The sequence below is a fragment of the Dolichospermum heterosporum TAC447 genome (genome assembly GCF_024584745.1).
GTDB classification, from domain to species: Bacteria; Cyanobacteriota; Cyanobacteriia; order Cyanobacteriales; family Nostocaceae; genus Dolichospermum; species Dolichospermum heterosporum.
In genome coordinates, this window is record NZ_CP099464.1 from 1,569,372 (window position 1) to 1,593,537 (window position 24,166).

Consider the following 24,166-nt stretch of genomic DNA (forward strand, 5'->3'; position numbering starts at 1 on the left):
ACTTTAGGAAGACCCGTCCGAATTATCGCTATGCTATGCTTCCGATAGCGTAGCTTGGCGTAAGCCATAACTGGATTAAAGCCGCTAAATTGCACATTTAGTGTATAAATGTGGGATTCTGCGTCTTGATTTTCGTACAGAGCATTAAGCGAGTAGCCAGGTTAAAAAGAAATATACTTTAATCAGCTACATACTGGCTCTTTTCCTTTGTCTTTATTAAATCCCACAATGGGGTATGTCTTGTGCCGCAAGGAGTTTTTATGAATTCCGACCTGATGCCGTCTTCTGAATCCGCAAATTTCACAGCCTCTAACCAAGGCATAAAAGAGATTGAATCCCCTGTTAATGCTAATACATTAGCAGACCAATCCTCTAAACTGGAAAGTTCTCTCACTGACTCTAGCAAACCTGACTCTAATGGACATTTGGCTAATCGAGAACAACCAATTCCACCTCCTAGCGAACCGACTCAATACCGAGCTATTGGGTTAATTCGCGGGTGTTACCATGCTAGTGATGAACAGTTTACCCAAGGAACATTAATCACAAAAGATGGGGTTGAACTTAATGCCGTCCTCTTAGGTCGGATTATGAGCTTAGTCAAAAATCACTTAGACCTAGAAAAAGAACATCTATGGGTAGTTTATCCCCGCACTAGACAAGAAAATGACGCATTGCACCTGCAAATTGTTGGTGTTTGGGAACCAGAAAATCTGGCGAAATATGAACTAGATGAAGCTGGTACAGATTCGACAGCAGTTTCTGATAACGGTAGCGTAGCGTTAAGCATTCATCCAAAACCCTCATCAGCAGTTCCTGATGGTGGTTTTTCTGTGCGTGGTGAGGTAGTTTACCAGTCCTTTGACGAAAAGAGTTTGGTTGTGAAAATCAAACAAGCTCCCCGTAAACCTACTGATAAAGCTAAATATTTTAAGTTGAAACTCAAGGGCGTATTAACCACTAAAGCTGTGGGTAAGTTCTGGGACTTCAATGTTAAACGGGAAGCTGACGCATTAGTAGTAGTTAATGCCGAAGCGATCGCCGATTTACCCAAAAAACGCCGACCACCCTTCAAAGGAGCGCCTCGTGGTGCCGGTGGTGGTGGTAGAAAGCCATTCCCTCCCAGACGCAATGGAGAAGCCCCACGTCCCATTAGAAAGGCAGCAGGTGATGCCGCCACCACAGTCATCACCAAACCTGTGCCAAAAACCCCCACTCCTAAGCCAGTTAAAAAGCCTAAACCTGGGGATTAGGTAATTAGTCAGTTGTCAGTTGTCAGTTGTCAGTTGTCAGTGGATAATTTTCTTTCTCCTGAACTCCTGAATCCTGAACTCCTGAATCCTGAACTCCTGAACTCCTGAACTCCTGAACTCCTGATAGCGTAGCGTGGCGTTAGCTATACTCCTGAATGGGCGCAGGACCTGCGCCCCTACCTCCTGAATTCCTCATCTTAAAATTCCGTCCAACGGTCTTGAGGTAAAAAAGAACGCTCCATAGGAATTGGGGCTACTGGTTCAGTGAGAGTAAATTTCCCTTCAGTAATCCATTGTTTTAACTCTTGGGCTACTTGTCGGGAAAGAAACAAACTGGCTAAAGAGGCTACTCGTACCGTCCTGCCTTCAATAGTGATACGTCCAGATTTAAGTTGAGCGTAACTCACTAAACCGAAAGTAGGACGGACACGACGAGGAATTGAAAAATCTACAATTGGTGCTACTAAGTCTTTGTCTTGGACAGCACAGCGTTCTACCACACCAGTATTTAAAACTGGCAATGGTACACCTACACCCATCATTAAAGATGGTCCATAGCTTTTAAAATAACAACCTCGTATCCATCGCGCGTCCATTTGTTTAGCATCACCAATTAACGCTAAAGTTGCCGATGGTCCAATAGGTGTCCGATTTTCTAAACGCTTTTGCAAGGGAAAATGTTGTGTCCCTTCCCAAGCTACATAACCAATACCCCCAGCGAGAAAGATCCTCGTCCCAATCCCCACAAGTTGTAAATCGGGATCATTGAGGAGGGGTGACAGTGAACCAGGGTTAGAATAGACTGCATTCCCCACGCGGGGTTGTAATGGTCCTAAGTAGGTATGCAGTGGGCGATCGCCTCCATTCACCCCAACAATAAAATTTTGATAAAGATTGCGCGGGTTAAATAAATAAAACTGATTGATAGTATCACGGGTAACGGTGGTTTCAAATGTGGCTCTAGGGTAGCAATCGGTAACTTGTCCCATAGCGCGAACTTGGATAGATTTACCGGCAATTAAATCCTCAATTACATGACCACCACCACGTTCCCGCACTTCTTCCCCATCTAGGGAATCAACTGGACAACTAGCACCCAAGTATAAATCTACCGCCCCAAAACCAGCATAAGCTGGAACTCCGTCCAACCAGCAACGCCGAATTTTAATCGGTGGGTCAGTATGTCCTAAGTTAATAATTGCACCACTTGATTCCATCGGCTCAAATGTGCCAGTGGTAATTACATCTACTTCTTTAGCGGTTTTAGCAACACCAATTTCGGCAACTCGCGCTTTTAACTCTTCAACCGTCCAGACTACCGCCCGTTTTCGGCTGATTTTCTCATTAATTTCCGCAATTGTTCGCATTTTAAATTTATTTGAAGGACTATCACTCGATTTTGGATTTACGATTTTGGATTTTGGATTGACTCTACCCTCAAGTGTAGAAGCCCGAAAATTTTGGATTTGGGACTGACGTTAGCGAAGCATACGCAGCGAGTATTTTTCCATCCTTCAGGACGGGGATTGTGCCAAATTTTTTTACTCTAAAATCTAAAATCTAAAATCTAAAATTCCCGCTCAATCCTCTACTCTGAGTTTAACGGAATCAGCATGGGAAGGTAGACCTTCTGTAGTTGCTAAGATGTCAATGGCAGATGCCACTTTTTCCAAGGCAGTTTGTGAGTATTGAATAATACTTGAGTGTTTTAAAAATGTTTCTACCCCTAAAGCGGAAGCATAACGGGCAGCGCCAGAAGTAGGTAAGGTATGGTTAGGACCTGCCAAATAGTCGCCTACAGCTTCAGGTGTGGAACTACCCAGGAATATTGCCCCAGCATGGCGAATCTGGTTAATTAAAGCCCAAGGATCGGCAACTTCTAATTCTAGGTGTTCTGGTGCAAACTCGTTGGAAAGTTCGGCTGCTGCTGTGAGGGATTCTACCACCACAATTAAACCATAATGGGCGATCGCCTTTTCCGTATCTATCCGGCGCGGGTGATCTACCAATTGTCTTTCCACCGCCATTTGCACTTTTTTCGCCAACCCCGCATCCGTTGTCAGCAAAATCGCTGCCGCCATAGGATCATGTTCTGCTTGAGCTAACAAGTCCGCCGCCACATAAGCAGGATTAGCTGTTTCATCAGCAATTACCAGCACTTCGCTCGGTCCTGCTAAAGAATCAATGCCCACAGTTCCGTAAACTAACTTTTTAGCCAAGGTGACATAAATATTACCAGGTCCGGTAATCACATTGACTTTGGGAATAGTTTCCGTGCCATAGGCTAAAGCTGCGATGGCTTGAGCGCCCCCCACACGGTAAATTTCCTGAACTCCTGCTTCTTGGGCCGCTACCAAAACCGCAGGATTCACCATTTTACCGCCTCTAACTGGTGTCACCATCACTACACGAGGGACACCTGCCACTTTTGCGGGAATGGCATTCATTAACACTGTACTGGGATAACAAGCCCGACCGCCTGGTATATATAAACCTGCTCGATCTACCGGGGTGTAGCGTTTGCCTAAAACTACTTCATCATCGCCAAATTGTACCCAGCTTTTGGGGATACGCTGACTGTGAAAAGCCTCTATTTTTTGGCAAGCTAGTCGAATCGCCTGGAGCAAATCCTTGGATACCTGTTGGTAGGCTGCATCCAGTTCTGATCCTGTTACCTTGAGTTCTTCTGCTTTGAGAATTTGGTGATCAAATTCGGCTGTATAATGTAGTACAGCCTTGTCCCCTTGGCGCTTCACCGCTTGCAACACTTCGCGGACTGTTGCTTCTTTATGAAGTACCTGTTCATCCTGGGTGCGATCGCAGATTCGTTGAAGTTCTGATCTAACGTCTGCCTGCTGAGTAATAATTCGCAGCATGGAGTAATGACAATACCAAATTTTACAATATTCGCAAAACAAGAACTACTTGGGCTTTTTACCTGCTACGACCACATCGCGTTAGTAGAACAACCATTCAAAACAGCTAAAAAGCCTAAAATATCAGCTTCTTGGCTTTTGACTTTTAACTTTCGACTTCCGCTTTGCGGTCTTAGGGGATCAAGCTGAATGTAATTCTCTTCTCTAGCTTAACCTGGATTTTTTTGATACTACTTTATAAAATTCAGACAGCCTGAGAAATTTAATATTCCAGAAGTCTGAATTTGGGGAACTGATCTGGTTTCTTTGTCAGTAAATCATTTTAATCTATTTTTTCAAGCCCAGGCATCAGCTTTTCCGCCCAAATAAAATATTTTTTTTCAGAAACTATCACATTAGCGAAAATAATGCTATATTTATTAAACCTAGTAGTGTGTGTACATAATTAATAGTCTTTTTTGGAATTACTGTGGCGAATACAAAGTCTGCTCTTAAACGCGCACAAATCGCAGAACGTAACCGACTGCGTAACAAAGCATATAAATCAGCCGTGAGAACGCTGATGAAAAAATACTTTAGTTCTGTGGAAGCTTGTGCTGTCAACCCGACAACAGAACTCAAGCAGGAAGTGGAAGCGAGAATGTCCGAAGCTTACAGCAAGATTGATAAAGCTGTAAAAACTGGCGTACTGCATCCCAACAATGGAGCCAGAAAAAAGTCAAGATTGGCTCATAAACACAAAACCCTTACCGCTTAGTCAATAGTTCAGTGGTCAAGAGATTTTGGATTTACGTTAGCGCAGCGTACGCAGCGAGTATTTTTGATTTTGGATTTACTTCTACCCTCAAGTGTGGAGACTGATGATTTTAGATTGGTGATTTTGGATTAATTCCCCTCTCTCATGGCGGAGCTTGTACCAAAGATTCTCAATCTAAAATCTAAAATCCAAAATCTAAAATTTTTCACCGACAAGCCATGCAACTTATAGATACCCACGTACACATTAACTTTGACATCTTTCAGCCAGATTTAGCAGCCGTGCGTTCTCGGTGGCAAGAAGCAGGAGTAGTGCGATTAGTCCACTCCTGTGTTCACCCCCAGGAATTTGCGAGCATTCAAGCTATAGCAGAGCAGTTTCCTGAACTTAGTTTTGCTGTAGGGCTGCATCCTCTAGATGCTCATAAATGGGATCAGCAAACAGCTACCCAAATCAAGTCTTTAGCCAGTTCTCATTCCCAAGTGGTAGCCATTGGGGAAATGGGGTTGGATTTTTACAAAGCGGATAACTATGAGCATCAACATCAAGTATTTGCATCACAATTGGCGATCGCTTGTGAACTCAATTTACCAGTGATCATTCATTGTCGTGATGCTGCACCTGCTGTCAGAGACGTACTGCAAAAATGGCGGGACTTGCATGGAGAAAGAGTACGGGGTGTCATGCACTGCTGGGGAGGGACACCAGAAGAAACTCAATGGTTTCTGGATTTAGGCTTTTATATTAGCTTCAGCGGCACTGTTACCTTCAAGAATGCTCAAGCTATTCAAGCGAGCGCGGCTATGGTGGACAGCGATCGCTTGCTGATAGAAACAGATTGTCCATTTCTGTCGCCCGTACCTAAACGGGGTGAAAAACGCAATGAACCAGCCTATGTTCGCTATGTAGCGGAAGCACTAGCAAAACTACGAGCCGAAACAATAGAAGAAATTGCCCAGAAAACCACCCAAAATGCCTGTAGATTATTCGGTCTATCATTATAAATGATCATCAAATCTTTAGCATTAGCACTGATTTAACTTATAAGATCAAACGGAGGATAAAAATGTGCTAAAATTAATCCCTCCAAAACATTTAGGTCAAGCCATAATGGTAAAGGAAGGATAATAACTCCTAAAACTCAATTTGTGCTGTTATCAACCCGATATTAGCCAGTTTGAGAGTTTGTGGTTTTAGCCCGCTTAATCAATCGAAGCGACCCAGATCTAAAATCCAACATTGTCTGCCCATCCACTTAAATCTCTACAAACGGATGCTCTCAATAGATCACAAGCATTGGCAACCAAGGTTTCACTGGAAAAACCTTGAAAAGGTAGAAACGGCAATCCTTTGGTATATCAAACCTATAGAAAATCGTTAAAAGTAATTGTCCACTCCAGACAATCATAGCAATATCAAATCCATAGTGCAGCCTTAAACACAACGTTGCCTATCGAATCCTACTCCGGTGTCAGTCCCCGGTTTTGGGAATCCACAACCAGGATCAAGTGTGAGGTGTAAAAGGTGAAAAAGTGTGAAGTAGAAAGAAATTTTAGGGCTAACGCGACTGTTGCGCTATCAGTCAAAAATCTAGCAGCCGAATATTGTCAAGCTTATGGACTTCATACCTTTGGACTCATATTCTAGCACAAAGCCCTCATGGCAGACTCGCAGCTATGGCTGCGCCATGCAAGCTATCGGCTTCCTTCAAAGTTTAACCAGGTTGATAAAGGTAAAGGCATGACTAACGACGACAAATACATGGAATCCGCCTTTCTGTTACCCGACTTGATTGAAATTCAGCGTTCTAGTTTTCGCTGGTTTCTAGAAGAAGGGCTAATAGAAGAACTGAATTCTTTTAGTCCAATCACAGACTACACTGGCAAATTGGAACTGCACTTTTTAGGTAATAACTATAAACTCAAAGAACCTAAATACAGCGTTGAAGAATCCAAGCGGAGAGACAGCACCTATGCAGTGCAAATGTATGTTCCTACTCGTCTACTGAACAAAGAAACAGGAGACATTAAAGAGCAAGAGGTATTCATTGGTGATCTGCCCTTGATGACAGATAGAGGCACATTTATCATTAATGGAGCCGAGCGTGTCATTGTCAATCAGATTGTGCGATCGCCTGGAGTTTACTATAAATCAGAAATTGATAAAAACGGACGACGTACATATTCTGCCAGCTTAATTCCAAACCGGGGTGCATGGCTCAAATTTGAAACAGATCGTAATGACCTAGTTTGGGTACGGATAGATAAAACCCGGAAACTATCAGCCCAGGTACTTTTGAAAGCACTGGGATTATCCGACAACGAAATTTTTGATGCCCTGCGCCATCCAGAATACTTCCAAAAAACCATCGAAAAAGAAGGGCAATTTTCCGAAGAAGAAGCCCTAATGGAATTATATCGAAAACTTCGTCCCGGTGAACCACCTACAGTTTTAGGCGGACAACAGCTTTTAGATTCCCGCTTCTTTGATCCTAAACGCTATGACCTGGGAAAAGTTGGTCGTTATAAACTCAACAAAAAACTTCGTCTTTCCGCCCCTGACACCATGCGCGTCCTCACCCCTGGGGACATTCTCGCCGCCATTGATTACCTGATTAACCTAGAATACGATATCGGTAGTATTGATGACATTGACCACCTCGGAAATCGCCGAGTCAGAAGCGTTGGGGAATTACTGCAAAACCAAGTCAGAGTAGGGTTAAACCGCCTAGAAAGAATTATTCGAGAACGGATGACCGTATCCGATGCTGAAGTTCTCACCCCCGCATCCCTAGTTAACCCCAAACCCTTAGTCGCAGCCATCAAAGAATTCTTTGGTTCAAGCCAACTAAGTCAATTCATGGATCAAACCAACCCCCTAGCGGAATTGACCCATAAACGCCGCCTCAGTGCCTTAGGTCCAGGTGGTCTAACCAGAGAAAGAGCCGGGTTTGCAGTTCGAGATATTCACCCCAGCCACTACGGACGGATTTGTCCCATCGAAACACCAGAAGGACCAAACGCCGGACTCATTGGTTCATTAGCCACCCATGCCCGCGTTAACCTCTACGGTTTTCTAGAAACACCCTTTAGACCAGTAGAAAACGGCAAAGTCTTATTTGATGTTCCGCCCGTCTACATGACAGCAGACGAAGAAGACGACCTCCGCACAGCCACCGGTGACGTTCCCCTAGATGAAAACGGTTACATCAAAGGACCACAAGTACCAGTTCGCTATCGCCAAGACTGGACAACCACCGGGCCTGAACAAGTGGATTACGTGGCAGTTTCCCCAGTCCAGATAGTCTCAGTAGCTACCAGCATGATTCCCTTCTTGGAACATGACGACGCTAACCGAGCGCTAATGGGTTCTAATATGCAACGCCAAGCTGTACCCCTGTTAAAACCAGAACGCCCCTTAGTGGGAACAGGTTTGGAAGCTCAAGCTGCGAGAGACTCCGGCATGGTCATAGTTTCCCGCACAGATGGCGATGTAGTGTATGTTGATGCCACAGAAATTCGTGTTCGCGCTAGTGGTCAATTGTCCGCAGCCAGTGGTAGTCAAGTTATTGAAAAAGGGCAAGAACTTAAATACAAACTTTCCAAATACCAACGTTCTAACCAAGATACCTGCTTAAATCAGAAACCATTGGTGAGAATTGGCGAAAAAGTCGTTGCCGGTCAGGTATTGGCAGATGGTTCCTCTACAGAAGGTGGAGAACTGGCATTAGGACAAAACATCGTTGTCGCCTATATGCCTTGGGAAGGTTACAACTACGAAGATGCGATTCTCATTTCCGAGCGCTTGGTGCAGGAAGATGTTTATACCTCAATTCACATCGAAAAATACGAAATTGAGGCGCGACAAACTAAACTCGGACCGGAGGAAATCACCAGAGAAATTCCCAACGTCGGTGAAGATGCCCTCAGACAATTAGATGAACAAGGGATTATTCGGATTGGCGCATGGGTAGATGCTGGAGATATTCTCGTTGGTAAAGTCACTCCCAAAGGTGAATCAGACCAACCCCCAGAAGAAAAACTGCTCCGGGCTATCTTTGGTGAAAAAGCCCGCGATGTCCGCGACAACTCTCTGCGAGTTCCCAATGGTGAAAAAGGTCGGGTAGTTGATGTCCGGTTATTCACCCGTGAACAAGGTGATGAACTGCCACCAGGGGCAAATATGGTGGTTCGGGTTTATGTAGCTCAAAAGCGCAAAATCCAAGTGGGTGACAAAATGGCAGGGAGACATGGTAACAAAGGGATCATTTCCCGGATTCTGCCTGCTGAAGATATGCCCTATTTAGCCGATGGTTCACCTGTAGATATTGTTCTCAATCCCTTGGGTGTACCTAGCCGGATGAACGTCGGTCAGGTGTTTGAATGTTTGCTAGGTTGGGCTGGTCATAATTTGGGAGTTAGGTTCAAAATTACCCCTTTCGACGAAATGTACGGGGAAGAAACTTCCCGTCGCCTAGTTCACGGCAAACTCCAAGAAGCCAGAGACGAAACTGCTAAGGATTGGGTATATAACCCCGACAATGCGGGGAAAATCATGGTCTATGACGGTCGCACGGGCGAACCCTTTGACCGGGCGATTACTGTCGGTGTTGCCTATATGCTCAAACTCGTGCATTTGGTTGATGACAAGATTCACGCTCGTTCTACAGGTCCTTACTCTCTGGTGACTCAGCAACCTTTGGGTGGTAAGGCTCAACAGGGTGGGCAAAGATTTGGAGAAATGGAAGTTTGGGCATTGGAGGCTTTCGGTGCTGCTTATACCTTGCAGGAGTTGTTAACAGTTAAGTCCGATGATATGCAGGGACGGAATGAGGCTCTGAATGCCATTGTCAAAGGCAAAGCTATTCCCCGTCCTGGTACTCCTGAATCCTTTAAGGTGTTGATGCGCGAGTTGCAGTCTTTGGGCTTAGATATTGCGGTGCATAAGGTAGAAACTCAAGCAGATGGTAGTTCTTTGGATGTGGAGGTAGACCTGATGGCAGATCAAGCTGCTCGACGGACACCACCTAGACCCACCTATGAGTCGCTTTCCCGTGAATCTTTGGAAGGAGATGATTAGTGAGGTAGGGGAGGTAGGGGAGGTAGGGGAGGTAGGGGAGGTAGGGGAGGTAGGGGAGAATATTTTTACTCCTGCCCCCAACTCCCCCCACTCCCCCACTCCCCCCACTCCCCCCACTCCCCCACTCCCCCCACTCCCCCCACTCCCCCAACTCCCCCAACTCCTGACTTCTGTTTTTTAATTTTTAATTCCCATGAGATCCCCCCAAAATAATCAATTTGACTACGTAAAAATTGGTATAGCTTCGCCAGAACGCATCCGCCAGTGGGGTGAGCGTACCTTGCCTAATGGACAACTCGTAGGTGAAGTTACTAAGCCAGAAACTATTAATTACCGCACTCTCAAGCCGGAAATGGATGGGTTGTTTTGTGAAAGAATTTTTGGTCCTGCTAAGGATTGGGAGTGCCATTGTGGTAAGTACAAACGGGTGCGCCATAGAGGGATTGTGTGCGAGCGCTGTGGTGTAGAAGTAACAGAATCCCGCGTCCGTCGTCACAGGATGGGTTTTATTAAGTTGGCTGCCCCGGTGGCTCATGTTTGGTATCTCAAGGGGATTCCTAGCTATATTGCGATTCTCCTGGATATGCCGCTGCGGGATGTGGAGCAGATTGTTTATTTCAACTCTTACTGTGTTTTAGCGCCTGGTAACGCGGATACTCTCAGTTACAAACAACTGTTGAGTGAAGACCAGTGGCTAGAAATTGAGGATGCTATCTACAGTGAAGATTCCCAGTTAGAGGGAGTGGAAGTGGGCATTGGGGCTGAGGCTCTGTTGCGGTTGTTGGCGGATATTAATTTGGAGCAGGAGGCGGAAACCCTGCGGGAAGAAATTGAGAAAGCCAAGGGACAGAAACGGGCGAAGTTAATTAAACGGCTGCGGGTGATTGATAATTTCATCGCTACCGGTTCTCAGCCAGAGTGGATGGTGATGGAAATTATCCCCGTGATTCCCCCAGATTTGCGCCCGATGGTGCAGTTGGATGGGGGGCGGTTTGCGACAAGCGATTTGAATGATTTGTATCGCCGGGTAATTAATCGCAACAACCGTTTGGCTAGGCTTCAGGAAATTCTCGCCCCGGAGATCATTGTCCGTAACGAGAAACGGATGCTGCAAGAGGCTGTGGATGCCTTGATTGATAATGGTCGCCGGGGACGGACGGTGGTGGGGGCTAATAACCGCCCGCTGAAGTCGTTGTCGGATATTATTGAGGGCAAACAAGGACGGTTCCGACAAAACCTGTTGGGGAAACGGGTAGACTATTCAGGGCGATCGGTAATTGTGGTCGGACCAAAGCTGAAGATTCACCAGTGTGGACTGCCACGAGAGATGGCGATTGAGTTGTTCCAGCCCTTTGTAATCAATCGTTTGATTCGGTCGGGGATGGTGAATAATATCAAGGCGGCGAAGAAGCTGATTTCTCGTAATGATCCCAGTGTGTGGGATGTGTTGGAGGAGGTGATTGAGGGGCATCCGGTGATGTTAAACCGAGCGCCGACGCTGCACCGCTTGGGGATTCAGGCTTTTGAACCGATTTTGGTGGAAGGAAGAGCGATTCAATTACATCCTTTGGTGTGTCCGGCTTTTAACGCTGACTTTGACGGTGACCAAATGGCGGTTCATGTGCCGTTGTCTTTGGAGAGTCAGGCAGAAGCGCGGTTGTTGATGTTGGCTTCTAATAATATTTTGTCACCGGCAACGGGTAAACCGATTGTCACTCCTAGCCAAGATATGGTGTTGGGGGCGTATTATCTGACAGCGGAAAATCCCAATGCAACGAAGGGGGCAGGTAAGTATTTCTCGTCTTTGGATGATGTAATTATGGCTTATGAGGCGCAGCAGGTGGAACTTCATGCCTATATTTACGTGCGCTTTGATGGGGAAATTGATTCGGGTGAACCGGATACTGAACCTTTGGAAGTGATTGAGGACAAGGATGCTAAGGGTAGGGTAACAAGTCGCACCCTAATCTATAAGTTCCGCCGGGTACGGGAAGATGGTCAGGGAAATTTGATTTCTCAATACATTTATACGACTCCTGGCAGGGCGATTTATAACAAGGCGATTCAGGAAGCGATAGATGCTTAGGGAGTAGGGGAGGTGGGGGATGTGGGGGAGGTAGGGGAGGTAGGGGATGTGGGGGAGGTAGGGGATGTGGGGGAGGTAGGGGAGGTAGGGGAGGTAGGGGATGTGGGGGATGTGGGGGATGTAGGGATGTAGGGGATGTAGGGATGTAGGGGAGAATATTTTTACTCTTGCCTCCCCCCACTCCCCCCACTCCCCCAACTCCCCCCACTCCCCCAACTCCCCCCACTCCCCCCACTCCCCCCACTCCCCCCACTCCCCCACTCCCCCCACTCCCCCACTCCCCCACTCCCTCTGACTCCTTCTACTAACAACTAATGATTGGGCGCAGGCCCTGCGCCCCTACTAAAATTATGACTAAAGCAGTTTTTCGCAATCTGGTGGTGAACAAAGGTAAATTAAGAGACTTGATTTCCTGGTCTTTTACCCATTATGGGACGGCGCGGACGGCGGTGATGGCAGATAAACTCAAGGAGTTGGGTTTTCGCTATGCTACCAAGGCGGGGGTGTCTATTAGTGTGGATGATTTGATGATTCCTCCTTCTAAGAAGGAACTGCTGGAGGCAGCAGAGACGGAAATTTTGGCGACGGAGGAACGCTATCAACGGGGGGAAATTACTGAAGTTGAACGTTTCCAAAAAGTGATTGATACTTGGAATAGTACCTCAGAAGCGCTCAAGGATGAGGTGGTGGTGCATTTCCAAAAGACAGATCCCCTCAATTCTGTGTATATGATGGCTTTTTCGGGGGCGCGGGGCAATATTTCTCAGGTGCGGCAGTTGGTGGGGATGCGGGGACTGATGGCAGATCCCCAGGGGGAAATTATTGATTTACCAATTAAGACCAATTTCCGTGAGGGATTGACGGTAACGGAATATATTATTTCTAGTTATGGGGCGCGGAAGGGGCTGGTGGATACGGCGCTGCGGACTGCGGATTCGGGGTATTTGACCCGGCGGTTGGTAGATGTGTCCCAGGATGTGATTGTGCGGGAGTTTGACTGTGGCACTAATCGTGGTTTGACGATTGGGGCGATGGTGGAGGGGAATAAAACTCTGATTAAACTGGCGACGCGGTTGATGGGTCGAGTGGTGGGTGAGGATGTGGTGCATCCAGAAACGGGGGAAATCATTGCCCCTCGGAATACCCCCATTGATGATGATTTGGCGATCGCCATCCAAAAAGCCGGGGTACAGAAGGTGACTGTCCGCAGTCCTTTGACCTGTGAGGCGGCGCGGTCGGTGTGTCAGCACTGCTATGGTTGGAGTTTGGCTCATGCCAAGATGGTGGATTTGGGTGAAGCTGTGGGGATTATTGCGGCGCAAAGTATTGGTGAACCGGGAACCCAGTTAACCATGCGGACTTTCCACACCGGGGGTGTATTCACAGGGGAAGTAGCCCAACAGGTGCGATCGCAGGTGTCAGGAACAGTAAAAATTCCCCGCAAGTTACAAACCCGTCCCTATCGGACTCGACATGGTGAAGACGCTTTGTATGTGGAAGCCAATGGGACTTTGACAATTGAAGGGGATAAGAAATCGGGAACGGGGGAAAGCCAGGAAATTGCTGTTACCCAAGGTTCGACTTTATATATCCACAATGGTCAACAGGTACTAGCAGATCACTTAGTGGCTGAGGTGGCGCTGGGAGGGAGAACCACCAGAACCAATACAGAAAAAGCCGTCAAGGATGTGGCGACGGACTTGGCTGGGGAAGTGAAGTTTGCCGATGTGGTGGCGGAACAAAAAACCGACCGTCAGGGCAATACCACTGTCACCGCCTCCAGAGGGGGGTTGATTTGGATTCTGTCGGGGGATGTATATAATTTACTGCCCGGAGCAGAATTGGTGGTAAAAAATGGCGATGCGATCGCTACCAATGGAGTCTTAGCGGAAACCAAATTAACCACAGTTCATGGGGGTGTGGTACGGTTACCAGAAGCGATTCCAGGGAAAGCCACCAGGGAAATTGAGATTATTACCGCTTCTGTGGTGTTGGATCAGGCAGCAGTGACAATCCAGAGTTCCCAAGGACGGAATAATTACCTGATTACCACTACCAATCCCGATAATGGGGCGATATCGGAGTTTAACTTGCGGGCGACTCCAGGGGCGAAGGTACAAAATGGTCAGGTAGTGGCAGAATTGATTGATGACCAGTATCGGACAACCACCGGGGGCTTACTGAAGTTTGCCGAAGTGGAGGTACAGAAAAAAGGTAAAGCCAAATTGGGCTATGAGGTAGTTCAGGGGGAACACTGCTGTGGATACCAGAAGAAACCCATGAGGTAAATAAAGATATTTCCTTGTTACGGGTGGAAGATGGACAGTATGTGGAAGCGGGGACAGAAGTAGTCCAGGACATTTTCTGTCAAACTGGTGGGGTAGTGGAAGTTACCCAAAAGAACGACATTTTACGGGAAGTAGTGATTAAACCCGGTGAACTGTTGATGGTAGATGATCCAGAGACAGCGATCGCCCATGACAATACGTTTTTGCAACCCGGTGAGGAACTGCAAGGAACTGTAGCTACGGAATTGCGCTATGTTCAGTATGTGGAAACTCCTGAAGGTCCAGGGTTGCTGAGTCGTCCGGTAGTAGAATTTGCTGTCCCCACCAACCCTGATGTTCCAGCCACCACTTCCGTCAGTCAGCACACCGGGCGCTCGATTCAACTGCGGGCGGTGCAAAGGATTCCTTACAAGGATTCAGAACGGGTGAAGTCGGTGGAAGGTGTGGAACTGCTACGGACACAGATAGTATTAGAAATTGAGCAGGAGACAGAGGGAGAACACGGTGGTTCACCTTTGGCGGCGGACATTGAACTGATTACAGACCCAGAAGATCCAGAGATTCAAAGACTACAGTTGGTAATTTTAGAGTCTTTGGTAGTGCGCCGCGACATTACCGCCGATGCCACCCAAGGCAGTACCCAAACTAATTTGGAAGTGGTGGATGGTGACACCATTGAACCGGGGTCTGTGGTAGCCCGGACGAAAATATTATGTAAGGAAGGGGGGATAGTCCGGGGTGTGCAACAGGGGGCAGAAACAGTCCGCCGTTGTTTAGTATTGCGTGCCAATGATTTGGTGACAGTGAATACCAATGTCTTGCCCACCATCAGTAAAGGTGATTTGGTAGTGGAAGGAAGTGCGATCGCTCCCGGTATATTCGCGGCGGAGTCGGGGCAGGTGGTGGAAGTCAAGGGAGGTGACAGAGAACAGAGGATAGGTGACAGGGAACAGGGAACAGGTGACAGGGAACAGGGAACAGGTGACAGGGAACAGGTGACAGGTGACAGGGAACAGAGGATAGGTGACAGGGAACAGAAGATAGGTGACAGGGAACAGAAGATAGGTGACAGAAATGCTTCTTCACTGTCACCTGTCACCCGTCACCTGTCACCTTCTGTTTACACCATTACTCTTCGCATTGGTCGTCCTTACCGGGTGAGTCCGGGGGCGGTGTTACAGGTGGAAGATGGGGACTTGGTGCAACGGGGTGACAACTTAGTGTTGTTGGTATTTGAACGGGCTAAGACTGGGGACATTATTCAAGGTTTGCCCCGGATTGAGGAACTGCTAGAAGCCCGTAAACCCAAGGAAGCTTGTATTTTAGCCCGTCGTCCGGGGGAAGTGAAGATTGTCTATGGCGATGGGGATGAGGTGACATCCATCACCCGTGAAGCCTATGCCATTAAAATTGTCGAAGCCAATGGCACAGTCACCGACTATCCCCTTGGACCTGGGCAAAACCTGATTGTTCCCGACGGGGCGCACATTGTAGCCGGACAACCCCTCACGGACGGACCTTCCAACCCCCATGAGATTCTGGAAATATTCTTCAGTTTGGGGTCAGAGGATGGGATCTATGCCTGTGCAAGCCACGCTTTGCAGAAGGTACAAACCTTTTTAGTGAATGAAGTACAGATGGTGTACCAATCCCAAGGCATTGACATTTCCGACAAACACATCGAAGTAATTGTCCGGCAAATGACCAACAAAGTGCGGATTGATGACGGTGGCGACACGACCATGCTACCGGGGGAACTGGTAGAACTCCGGCAGGTAGAACAGGTGAACGAAGCTATGGCAATTACCGGTGGGGCGAGGGCAGAATACACTCCCATGCTATTGGGGATTACCAAGGCATCGCTGAACACCGACAGTTTCATCTCTGCGGCTTCTTTCCAAGAAACCACCAGGGTCTTAACAGAAGCCGCCATTGAGGGCAAATCCGACTGGCTGCGGGGACTGAAGGAAAACGTGATCATTGGGCGCTTGATTCCTGCGGGGACTGGCTACAACACCTACGAAGAAGCGGGGGTAATTGATGATTACGTAGTAGATATGGGCAGTGGCATCTTAGATGAAGTAGATGATTCATTGGACATGGTTCTAGATGACCGCACTGCAAAACTCTACAACCTCGACGCACCGGGCATGGGCGATAGTGGCTTTGGCAGCAAAATAGGAGAACGGTTACTACTCGATGAGGATGATTTAATTGCTGATGAAATTAACGACCTAGTTATAGAAGATGACGATGATTTTGGAGAAGAAGAGGACGATGATGACGATGATGATGATTTTGATGATGAATAAACTCTAGGACACTGCGGCGAAGGGACTTCCAAATAAAAAAATACTCAACCACCTAACGCAAAAATCTCTCAAACCCTTATTCCTCTGTGTCCTCTGCGCCTCTGTGGTTCGTTAATCAGGATAATTTATTTCTTGGAAGTTCCCTCCCCTTCACAAGGGGAGGGTTAGGGTGGGGTAATTTGAGGAATAATGGTGATTCGATAACTTGTGTGTACACCGTAGCTTACAAAGGGGGGCTAAATTCCTCAAAGTCCCCCTTTTCAAGGGGGATTCAGGGGGATCTGCGGGTGTCAGATCCCACACGAAAAAGTTTTCAAACAACCTCTTAGAGACTTCCAAATAAAAAAATGTCCCAAAACTAACGCAAAAACCCTCCCTATTTCTTCTCTCTCTGTGTTCTCTGTGCCTCTGTGGTTCGTTTGTTCATTTATTTATTGGGATAATTTATTTCCTGGAAGTCCCTTAATCAGATTTAAGCCAGTTTTCTACTGATATCTGAATCTGTTCCCTTGCCCCAACGACAATTTTTAACACCCACCTACTTATATCCATTATTAAAAATCACCCAGCTTGATCTTAATTCCAGAATCTAGGGGAGGAACTTTTAGATATTCAACTGGCTCATAAGGTTTACGATTTGAGTTATTACTGGGGCATAATTTCAAAAAAGATTCTGGATTCTTGATGTAATCAAGAGGATTTATTTTTTTACATTCTGGCTTGCTGATACTGAAATATAGTTCAGGATTGACTTGGGGCATCTGATACCAATAACTGTCAATTGTGATTGGTTGTGTAATTAACTCTGCTGATTGATCATGTTCAACTCCGATACGAGAAACTGGTTGAGGTTTGGCATTTATACTTTTATGAGCAAAAAACTCACATAATAAAAAAGTTAGGATTAAAAAAGGTAATTTCATTTGATAATGGTGAAGATGTGGAAAGTTTTTTGGTTTATGATTACAATAACAAATTTTTAATTCACTTATGACAACAGAAATAAACTTACCAACCTTAGCTAGTTTAGAATATCATGCCTATATTGATAATGATGGTGAAGTCATAGTCAACTTTCAAGAAAAAATTGGAGTTTACGCGATTTTTAATCAGGATAAAATTCTGCAATTTGTTGGCTATTCTCGTGATATTTATCTAAGTTTAAAGCAGCATTTAGTCCGTCAACCTCAAAATTGTTATTGGGTAAAGGTACAAACTATAGAACGTCCTAATCGAACAATTTTGGAAGCTATTGAAAATGCTTGGATTACGGAAAATGCTAATCCTGATATTCCGAACACCGAAAATAAACAAAAATGGAATAATCCTATAGATGTAAAAGAATTAATGACACCAGAAGAACAAAATAATTATCAAAATATAGCTATTGATGAATTCGGAAAAAGCAAGGTTTTAAAAAATGTGGCGCGGCGGGTTGAAGAAGAAATTTTAGGAGTTCTCAAAGCCCGGGGAGTCAATACTCAAATCCGCTTTAATCCAAAATTAAAAGAAACAGGATTATTAGATTTAAAATGAACATCAGAGACTGGGAACGAGATAAATCCCTACCCAATACTGTTCGGTTAACGAAAATTTCCACGTAAACGACCTATTGTATCCCACCTTCCGCACCCTAAACTGTCACACAACGAAAAATGGTCATTTGGGGATTTGAGATTGGCGAACTGCTTGCAGCAGCGCTTCGCTATCGCTACCTAAAATTTAGACCATTTTGTATCAAAATTATCCTCACAGGTCTTCAAAAATCCGAAATTACCGATTGTGACACTGGGGGGTGCGGAATGTGGGTTAGATGTGCTGTGGATTCATGTTTTAGCCTTACTCGGTTTTGCTGTGGTGTTGTTGAGTATTAGTGTGAGTAAGTTTCGTAATCAGTTGAGTTAAGATAAATTGAAGATTGGCGAAATTCAAGAAAAGATAATTACAAAATTCCTTTTCCTAGTACCCGACGCTTCAACGCTACTATTCTAGGTCTTGCACCCTGACCGGAAAAACCTAAACCTTCTCGGAAAATTTCAGGAATATAAAATCGCTTTATTTCCTCTTTTTGTTTATCTTCATAAATCACGCCCATTTCTTCTAATAATGTTACTGTTTTTTGATCCATATCAAAATCTTCTACAGCAAAAGGAATTATCAGTTGAGCCGGAGGATATTTAGGAAGTGTATCTTCTACCCATGTTTTGAAAGCTAGATATTCTTCTTTAGCTTCTCTCACTTTTTCTTCACTACATGGTTTTAGAGCGCGGCGAATTGCTGGAGGAGGTAAGAGTCGGCTTGTAGACCATTTTTCAAATTGTACTTCTTTTTTAGGTCTATTTACTGTAATATCCGCTGCATTGTATAAAAAACGAACAATATCTCTAGCTTGAAGTCTGCCATTAAAATCTGTTAAAGCTGCAAATACCCAAGAAGCTGTGTAGGCTTCTTTAGACTTATCTGTTCCTAGTGTCTTACCCCATAACTTCTCTAATTCATCTATGAGATTCTCTTTATTTAGACTATAAATACTATCTTTATTTGCATCTATCACATTAGATTCGCTACAAATCCAATAAACTAATCTCAAAAAAGAATCTTGATTCCAAGATAAATCATAAGCACGATAAAGATTCTCAAATTGACTCAAATTTTGAGTAATTGTATACCTCAGAAAATCACGACGCAAGAAAATTATTACACCAAGATTAGATTGCCTAATTTCTGACAATTTCTTGGGCAAATCATCAATCAAAGCTTTTAAGGCCGTCTGTTGTTGATTACTAGAGGCGATTTTGGAAAAAATATCTTCTAACCCATCAAACAAAAAGATAATCTTTAATCCTTTGTTTTTTAAATCTTGATTTATGCTGCCAAGAGTATTAGGACTATCTACATTTGTATTAATACCTATAGCTCTGGCAATTTCACCAATCCAAAATTCTGTCCATTTTGGTTCATTCCAATTTTCCTCGTCAAGCGCCTTTTTAATCCTATCTGCATACTCTGAATGCACAAATTCAGGAACATTATTGCCTAAAGCTGTTATAACTTCAATTCTGGATTCAGTAATAACAGTTTTTGCATTATCCTTAACATTACTAGACTCAAGTAAAGGAAATATATATGTTTTTATCTCAGTTTCTTTATGTTGGTGATCAATATAATTCAGAAAATTTTCCCAATATTTAAACCGTGACAACTGTATATAATTAAAAGTTTTGCCAGCACCTTTAGCTCCAATTGATACTATATGAGGTAATTTATCTCTAAAATTAGTAGCTAAGTTCCGCAAAGGTTCTGTTATCAGTAAATCTTCTCCTTGTCCTTGTTCGGCGTACTCATATCGCTGACATAAATCCCTAAGTCTTTTCACCTCTTCCTCTTTCTGTGTTTCTGAAGTTGATTCCTGATTTTCGACATTTGGTAAAACTTCTTTAGCCCAATTTCTAGCATTTTTCATCACTGAAGTTGCATTTAGTTTTGAGCGTGCATCTTCCCAATTATTTACATAAAGTAATTCTTCTGCAAAGTAAGCTGGTTTAATGTCGAATCTTGGCTCATCTAATTTATCGTCTTGTGATGGTACATAGGCAGTTCTTAAGTCCGTTGTGACATTAAGAAGTGATTCTTTAAGGTTTTCTTTTAAACTCAACATATTAATAATTATTGATGGATCATAATATGTTTTATCTTTGACTTTCGCTTCTGGTGGTGCAACTTTACCAATTTGTTTTAAAACAAGGCTTGTACCTTTAATAGATTGATCATTAATTGTTGTTACTAGAAACCTCTCAATTCTTGGATCAAAAATTATTGGACTGGATATTTCACTCAATCCTGCCCTCAAATCAATAAAAACATAATCTGCATCAACAACTTGACCTAAACTATAAATAGCATTGCCATATTCCCAAGTTCCATCTGGACTTCTAACTAAATGTTCAGGTAAAATAGGTGTATCGAGTAGTTCTTCATCTTTAATAAACGCAGGTAAGAAATAAATTATTGATCTTCCTTCATTTCTAGCTGATTTTTTAACTTGATCTGCAAATAGAGAAAGTGTTTCATCTCTATCTATAGTAGGATAGTGGTAAACTTCTAAAAAATCAATAAAAGAAACTTCTGGCTGTTGTTTTTCAAAGGCATTCCAATAAGTAAGACCTGGTGCTTCCAAATCAGCATCAATCACCAAGATAGTTACAGATTCATTCAACTCTTTAGCTCTATCTAGCAAAGCAAAAAGATGGGCTGCTAAATTTAATGTTCTCCCTACACCACCTTTAAAAGAATAAAAAGCTATTAAATTAGGTCTTTCAGGATATGGTTCTGGAAGCTTAACTATTTTTTTTATAGCGGTTTCTGTTTCTGAGTCACTTTCTAGATAAGCAATTTCTTCCCAAAAGGGACGAACATCAATATCAGTTATATAAGTTTCCTCTTCAGAGATAAATTCCACTGGAAATGTAGCATTACCAAGGTCAAACTGAATAACAGACTCTTCTTCCTGATACCAATCTTTGAACCATTCTTTTAAGGCAATAACAGCATTCTCTCTATTCCGAAAATATATTTCTAAAGCATCTGAGTAACAGTAAATTTTCACTACACCATCTGGTAAATTAGTTCCATAATTAGTTTTTGTGCGAATAGTTCTTCTAATATCAAGCCATGTCAGTAATTTGGGTTTATTCATAATCTTTCAATTTCTCCTGCAATCCATTTTGATATTTCTAGTAGTTTATTTTCTATATCTTCATCATTGGCTTTAATTTTTCCATCTTTATTTATAGCAGTAACTTTTCCTCCATAACGCCACAGTTCGTTCATTTGACCAGGGTTTAATTTTCTCTCTTCTTTATTATTTCGTGTATCCAATATTTCCTGAATAAATATTTCGGTGGGTAAGCTCAGAGATCCTCCTGCACCTAAAAGACTTAATAATTTATTGATATTATGTCCACATTCCTTAATATCTTTACATAAATTAGTACGTCTTGTTTCCTGTCTTGCCATTAAAACTGCTTTCAAACCACATTCAACAGCATAAAACAAAAGTAACCGATGGGCATTAGTACGAGGACTTATCTGAGAAGCAGATAGATTTCCACCCCAAGCTTTCTTCATTTCTTTGTCTGTAAAAGGTATTGCCATTCCCGTTAACTAAGATTTTACTCAGTTATTTTACGTCAAAATCGCGCCACCCATTAACCAATTATACCGACACTTCAACTCATCCTCTGTTAAAGTCCAACACTCCCTAATTGATACAATTTTAATAAACCAAATCTTTCTGCATGACTCCTGCTACTGGAGTTTACTTCTAGTCAATTCAATACTAATTTTGCCGCTAAAATCAGGAATAGGTGCAGCGGGTTTACTGAGAATAACTTGTACTTGATTAATTCCCTCCTGATCCTCTAAAATACTATCAGCGATCGCCCCAGCTAGTCTTTCCACCAATGCAAACTTTGAGGTTTTTAGCAAATTTTGCACTAAGCTAATTATCTGCCGATAATCTATAGTATCTTCAATATTATCTGTTTTGGCGGGTTTAGAAAGATCCAACCATAATTTAACATCTGCCTCAAACCATTGTCCTAATGCTTGTTCTTCTGGTAAAAATCCGGTATAACCATAGCCACGAATTCCTGTTAAATGAATACAGTCCATAATCTCTAGTCAATGCAACTTACTTTTAATAATCTTAATCTTCTTTGGTCTTATGTATTAACAGAAACCCTCAAACGCTTGGGTTTAAATTGCGCTGTCATCTGTCCTGGTTCTCGTTCTACACCATTAACGGTGGCTTTTGTGCGACAAATACCAGATATTGAAGCTATTCCCATTTTAGATGAACGTTCAGCGGCTTTTTTTGCGTTGGGACAAGCCAAGGCAACGGGAAAACCTGTAGTATTAGTTTGTACTTCGGGAACTGCGGGGGCAAATTTTTATCCAGCGGTAATTGAAGCTAGGGAAAGTCGCGTACCTTTGTTAATATTAACTACCGATAGACCAGCACAATTGCGGAATTGTCATTCTGGACAAACTATTGACCAAGTAAAATTATATGGTCATTATCCCAATTGGCAAGGGGAATTAGCTACACCTTCTCTAGATGTGGGAATGTTAGATTATCTCCGACAAACGGTAATTTATGCTTGGGAACGTTGTCAATTTCCCAACTCTGGCGCAGTACATTTAAATATACCTTTTCATGACCCTCTTGCGCCCATTGCCGACGGTACAGAGTTTACCTTAGATGTGGAAGATTTCTTTGCGGGAATAGTTTCCACCCCATTACCAATTACCAATTACCAATTACCAATTACCAATTACCAAAAAGGGATTATTATCGCTGGTGTAGCCCAACCACAAGCCCCGGAGGAGTATTGTAGAGCGATCGCCAACCTTTGTCAAACTCTCCAATGGCCTGTTTTAGCTGAAGGACTTTCCCCCGTTAGAAATTACGCAGATTTAAATCCCTATTTAATTTCCACCTATGATATCATTCTCAGAAATCAAAACCTTGCCCAAGAATTAACTCCAGAAATAGTTATCCAAATTGGCGAAATGCCCACAAGTAAAGAACTACGTAATTGGTTAACCAGTGCTAAACCGCAACGTTTTGTCATTGATAATTGTGATCAAAATTTAGACCCTTTACATGGAAAAACCACCCATTTAAGGATTTCAGTTGCAGAAATTGGTAAGTTGGAAATTGCAAATTTAGGAAAAAGTGAATATTTACAAAAATGGTGTACAGCAGAAAAGCAAATTAGGAAAAACATTGATGATGATTTGGAAAATGTAGATGAATTAATCGAGAGTAAAATTGCTTGGTTAATTTCCCAAATCTTGCCACCGGAAACACCCATATTCATTGCTAATAGTATGCCAGTGCGAGATGTGGAATTTTTCTGGAAACCCAATAATTTAAGAATTAAACCCTATTTTAATCGGGGTGCAAATGGCATTGATGGTACACTTTCCACTGCTTTAGGAATAGCACATCATCAGCAAAGTAGTGTGATGTTAACAGGAGATTTATCTTTATTGCATGACACCAATGGTTTCTTGATTAGCAATAAATTTATTGGACATCTAACAATTATCTTAATCAATAACAACGGTGGAGGAATTTTTGAAATGTTACCCATTGCTAAATTCAACCCGCCTTTTGAAGAGTTTTTTGCTACTCCTCAAAATATTGATTTCTCTCATTTATGCGCGACTTACAAGGTGCATTATCAGTTAATTAGTTCTTGGGAAGAATTGCAAGATAACTTAAAACAATTACCAAAAATGGGAATTAGAGTTTTGGAAGTCAAGACAAACAGGAAAAGAGACGTGATGTGGAGAAAAGAAAATTTAGTAAAATTTAGTAAAATTTGGTAATTGGTAAAGAGAAATTATTATTACTCCCCTTGCCTCTTGCCTGTTTTCCATAATTTTTTCCCCAAGTGCCACAGATAAAGATTAAACTAAAAAGTCTTGCAAAGCAAAACCTGTCAA

Annotated in this window: 15 protein-coding genes and 1 pseudogene; 10 read left to right on the forward strand and 6 right to left on the reverse strand. The window is 43.5% G+C overall.

Annotation, left to right across the window (positions count from 1 at the left end):
* Positions 1–260: 260 nt before the first annotated feature.
* On the forward strand, positions 261–1,253 hold the full coding sequence (gene patR, locus NG743_RS07165) for a heterocyst master regulator PatR (protein ID WP_027404248.1): 993 nt from the start codon (positions 261–263) through the stop codon (positions 1,251–1,253).
* A gap of 197 nt (positions 1,254–1,450) precedes the next feature.
* Here patR and NG743_RS07170 read toward each other — a convergent pair whose 3' ends face one another.
* Positions 1,451–2,620 carry a homocysteine biosynthesis protein gene (locus NG743_RS07170; RefSeq protein ID WP_027404247.1) on the reverse strand — a complete coding sequence of 390 codons (1,170 nt, stop codon included), beginning with the start codon at positions 2,618–2,620 and terminating at the stop codon, positions 1,451–1,453.
* Between the two features lie 213 nt (positions 2,621–2,833).
* Positions 2,834–4,129, reverse strand: coding sequence for a histidinol dehydrogenase (gene hisD / locus NG743_RS07175; RefSeq protein WP_027404246.1), 1,296 nt, complete (start codon positions 4,127–4,129; stop codon positions 2,834–2,836).
* Positions 4,130–4,598: 469 nt separating this feature from the next.
* Here hisD and rpsT point away from each other — a divergent pair, with 469 nt between their 5' ends.
* The 6 genes and pseudogenes from rpsT to NG743_RS07205 all read left to right on the forward strand — a co-directional run bounded on the left by rpsT (position 4,599) and on the right by NG743_RS07205 (position 16,651).
* On the forward strand, positions 4,599–4,886 hold the full coding sequence (rpsT, locus tag NG743_RS07180; RefSeq protein ID WP_027404245.1) for a 30S ribosomal protein S20: 288 nt from the start codon (positions 4,599–4,601) through the stop codon (positions 4,884–4,886).
* Between the two features lie 218 nt (positions 4,887–5,104).
* On the forward strand, positions 5,105–5,890 hold the full coding sequence (locus NG743_RS07185) for a TatD family hydrolase (protein WP_027404244.1): 786 nt from the start codon (positions 5,105–5,107) through the stop codon (positions 5,888–5,890).
* Between the two features lie 520 nt (positions 5,891–6,410).
* Positions 6,411–6,533: a hypothetical protein gene (locus NG743_RS07190; protein ID WP_255549966.1), complete on the forward strand. Its 123-nt coding sequence runs from the start codon at positions 6,411–6,413 to the stop codon at positions 6,531–6,533.
* A gap of 93 nt (positions 6,534–6,626) precedes the next feature.
* A complete protein-coding gene (rpoB, locus tag NG743_RS07195) occupies positions 6,627–9,965 on the forward strand; it encodes a DNA-directed RNA polymerase subunit beta (RefSeq protein WP_027404243.1) in 3,339 nt (1,112 codons plus the stop codon).
* Between the two features lie 193 nt (positions 9,966–10,158).
* On the forward strand, positions 10,159–12,051 hold the full coding sequence (locus NG743_RS07200) for a DNA-directed RNA polymerase subunit gamma (protein ID WP_193962180.1): 1,893 nt from the start codon (positions 10,159–10,161) through the stop codon (positions 12,049–12,051).
* Between the two features lie 350 nt (positions 12,052–12,401).
* Positions 12,402–16,651 (forward strand): annotated as a pseudogene (locus NG743_RS07205) (DNA-directed RNA polymerase subunit beta'').
* A 554-nt stretch (positions 16,652–17,205) separates the two neighbouring features.
* Here the strand turns inward: NG743_RS07205 and NG743_RS07210 are convergent.
* The gene (locus NG743_RS07210; protein ID WP_257121763.1) at positions 17,206–17,574 is read right to left on the reverse strand and encodes a hypothetical protein; all 369 of its coding nucleotides are present in this window, start codon (positions 17,572–17,574) and stop codon (positions 17,206–17,208) included.
* Positions 17,575–17,641: 67 nt separating this feature from the next.
* Here NG743_RS07210 and NG743_RS07215 point away from each other — a divergent pair, with 67 nt between their 5' ends.
* Complete coding sequence (locus NG743_RS07215) at positions 17,642–18,187, forward strand: GIY-YIG nuclease family protein (protein WP_027404241.1); 546 nt, start codon at positions 17,642–17,644, stop codon at positions 18,185–18,187.
* Between the two features lie 246 nt (positions 18,188–18,433).
* Positions 18,434–18,556 (forward strand): hypothetical protein, encoded by a 123-nt coding sequence (locus NG743_RS07220; RefSeq protein ID WP_255549939.1) that lies wholly within the window; start codon positions 18,434–18,436, stop codon positions 18,554–18,556.
* A gap of 37 nt (positions 18,557–18,593) precedes the next feature.
* Here the strand turns inward: NG743_RS07220 and NG743_RS07225 are convergent, their stop codons facing one another.
* From NG743_RS07225 to folB, 3 genes are all read right to left on the reverse strand, one after another.
* On the reverse strand, positions 18,594–21,347 hold the full coding sequence (locus tag NG743_RS07225; RefSeq protein ID WP_257121764.1) for a KGGVGR-motif variant AAA ATPase: 2,754 nt from the start codon (positions 21,345–21,347) through the stop codon (positions 18,594–18,596).
* The gene (locus NG743_RS07230; protein WP_257121765.1) at positions 21,344–21,805 is read right to left on the reverse strand and encodes a hypothetical protein; all 462 of its coding nucleotides are present in this window, start codon (positions 21,803–21,805) and stop codon (positions 21,344–21,346) included. Before NG743_RS07230 ends, NG743_RS07225 begins: the two co-directional genes overlap by 4 nt.
* Before the next feature lie 153 nt (positions 21,806–21,958).
* Positions 21,959–22,324: a dihydroneopterin aldolase gene (gene folB / locus NG743_RS07235; RefSeq protein WP_257121766.1), complete on the reverse strand. Its 366-nt coding sequence runs from the start codon at positions 22,322–22,324 to the stop codon at positions 21,959–21,961.
* A 12-nt stretch (positions 22,325–22,336) separates the two neighbouring features.
* Between folB and menD the strand changes: the two genes are divergently transcribed.
* Entirely contained in the window at positions 22,337–24,049 is a 1,713-nt protein-coding gene (gene menD, locus NG743_RS07240; RefSeq protein WP_257121767.1) for a 2-succinyl-5-enolpyruvyl-6-hydroxy-3-cyclohexene-1-carboxylic-acid synthase, read from the forward strand.
* The last annotated feature ends 117 nt before the right edge of the window (positions 24,050–24,166 follow it).

Excerpts from the sequence above, each read along its gene's own strand:
- NG743_RS07200 (WP_193962180.1), top strand. The coding sequence starts at position 10,159 with ATGAGATCCCCCCAAAATAATCAATTTGACTACGTAAAAATTGGTATA.
- hisD (WP_027404246.1), bottom strand. The coding sequence starts at position 4,129 with ATGCTGCGAATTATTACTCAGCAGGCAGACGTTAGATCAGAACTTCAA.
- rpoB (WP_027404243.1), top strand. The coding sequence starts at position 6,627 with ATGACTAACGACGACAAATACATGGAATCCGCCTTTCTGTTACCCGAC.
- patR (WP_027404248.1), top strand. The coding sequence starts at position 261 with ATGAATTCCGACCTGATGCCGTCTTCTGAATCCGCAAATTTCACAGCC.
- NG743_RS07210 (WP_257121763.1), bottom strand. The coding sequence starts at position 17,574 with ATGAAATTACCTTTTTTAATCCTAACTTTTTTATTATGTGAGTTTTTT.
- folB (WP_257121766.1), bottom strand. The coding sequence starts at position 22,324 with ATGGACTGTATTCATTTAACAGGAATTCGTGGCTATGGTTATACCGGA.
- NG743_RS07225 (WP_257121764.1), bottom strand. The coding sequence starts at position 21,347 with ATGAATAAACCCAAATTACTGACATGGCTTGATATTAGAAGAACTATT.
- NG743_RS07170 (WP_027404247.1), bottom strand. The coding sequence starts at position 2,620 with ATGCGAACAATTGCGGAAATTAATGAGAAAATCAGCCGAAAACGGGCG.
- NG743_RS07215 (WP_027404241.1), top strand. The coding sequence starts at position 17,642 with ATGACAACAGAAATAAACTTACCAACCTTAGCTAGTTTAGAATATCAT.
- NG743_RS07185 (WP_027404244.1), top strand. The coding sequence starts at position 5,105 with ATGCAACTTATAGATACCCACGTACACATTAACTTTGACATCTTTCAG.
- menD (WP_257121767.1), top strand. The coding sequence starts at position 22,337 with ATGCAACTTACTTTTAATAATCTTAATCTTCTTTGGTCTTATGTATTA.
- NG743_RS07230 (WP_257121765.1), bottom strand. The coding sequence starts at position 21,805 with ATGGCAATACCTTTTACAGACAAAGAAATGAAGAAAGCTTGGGGTGGA.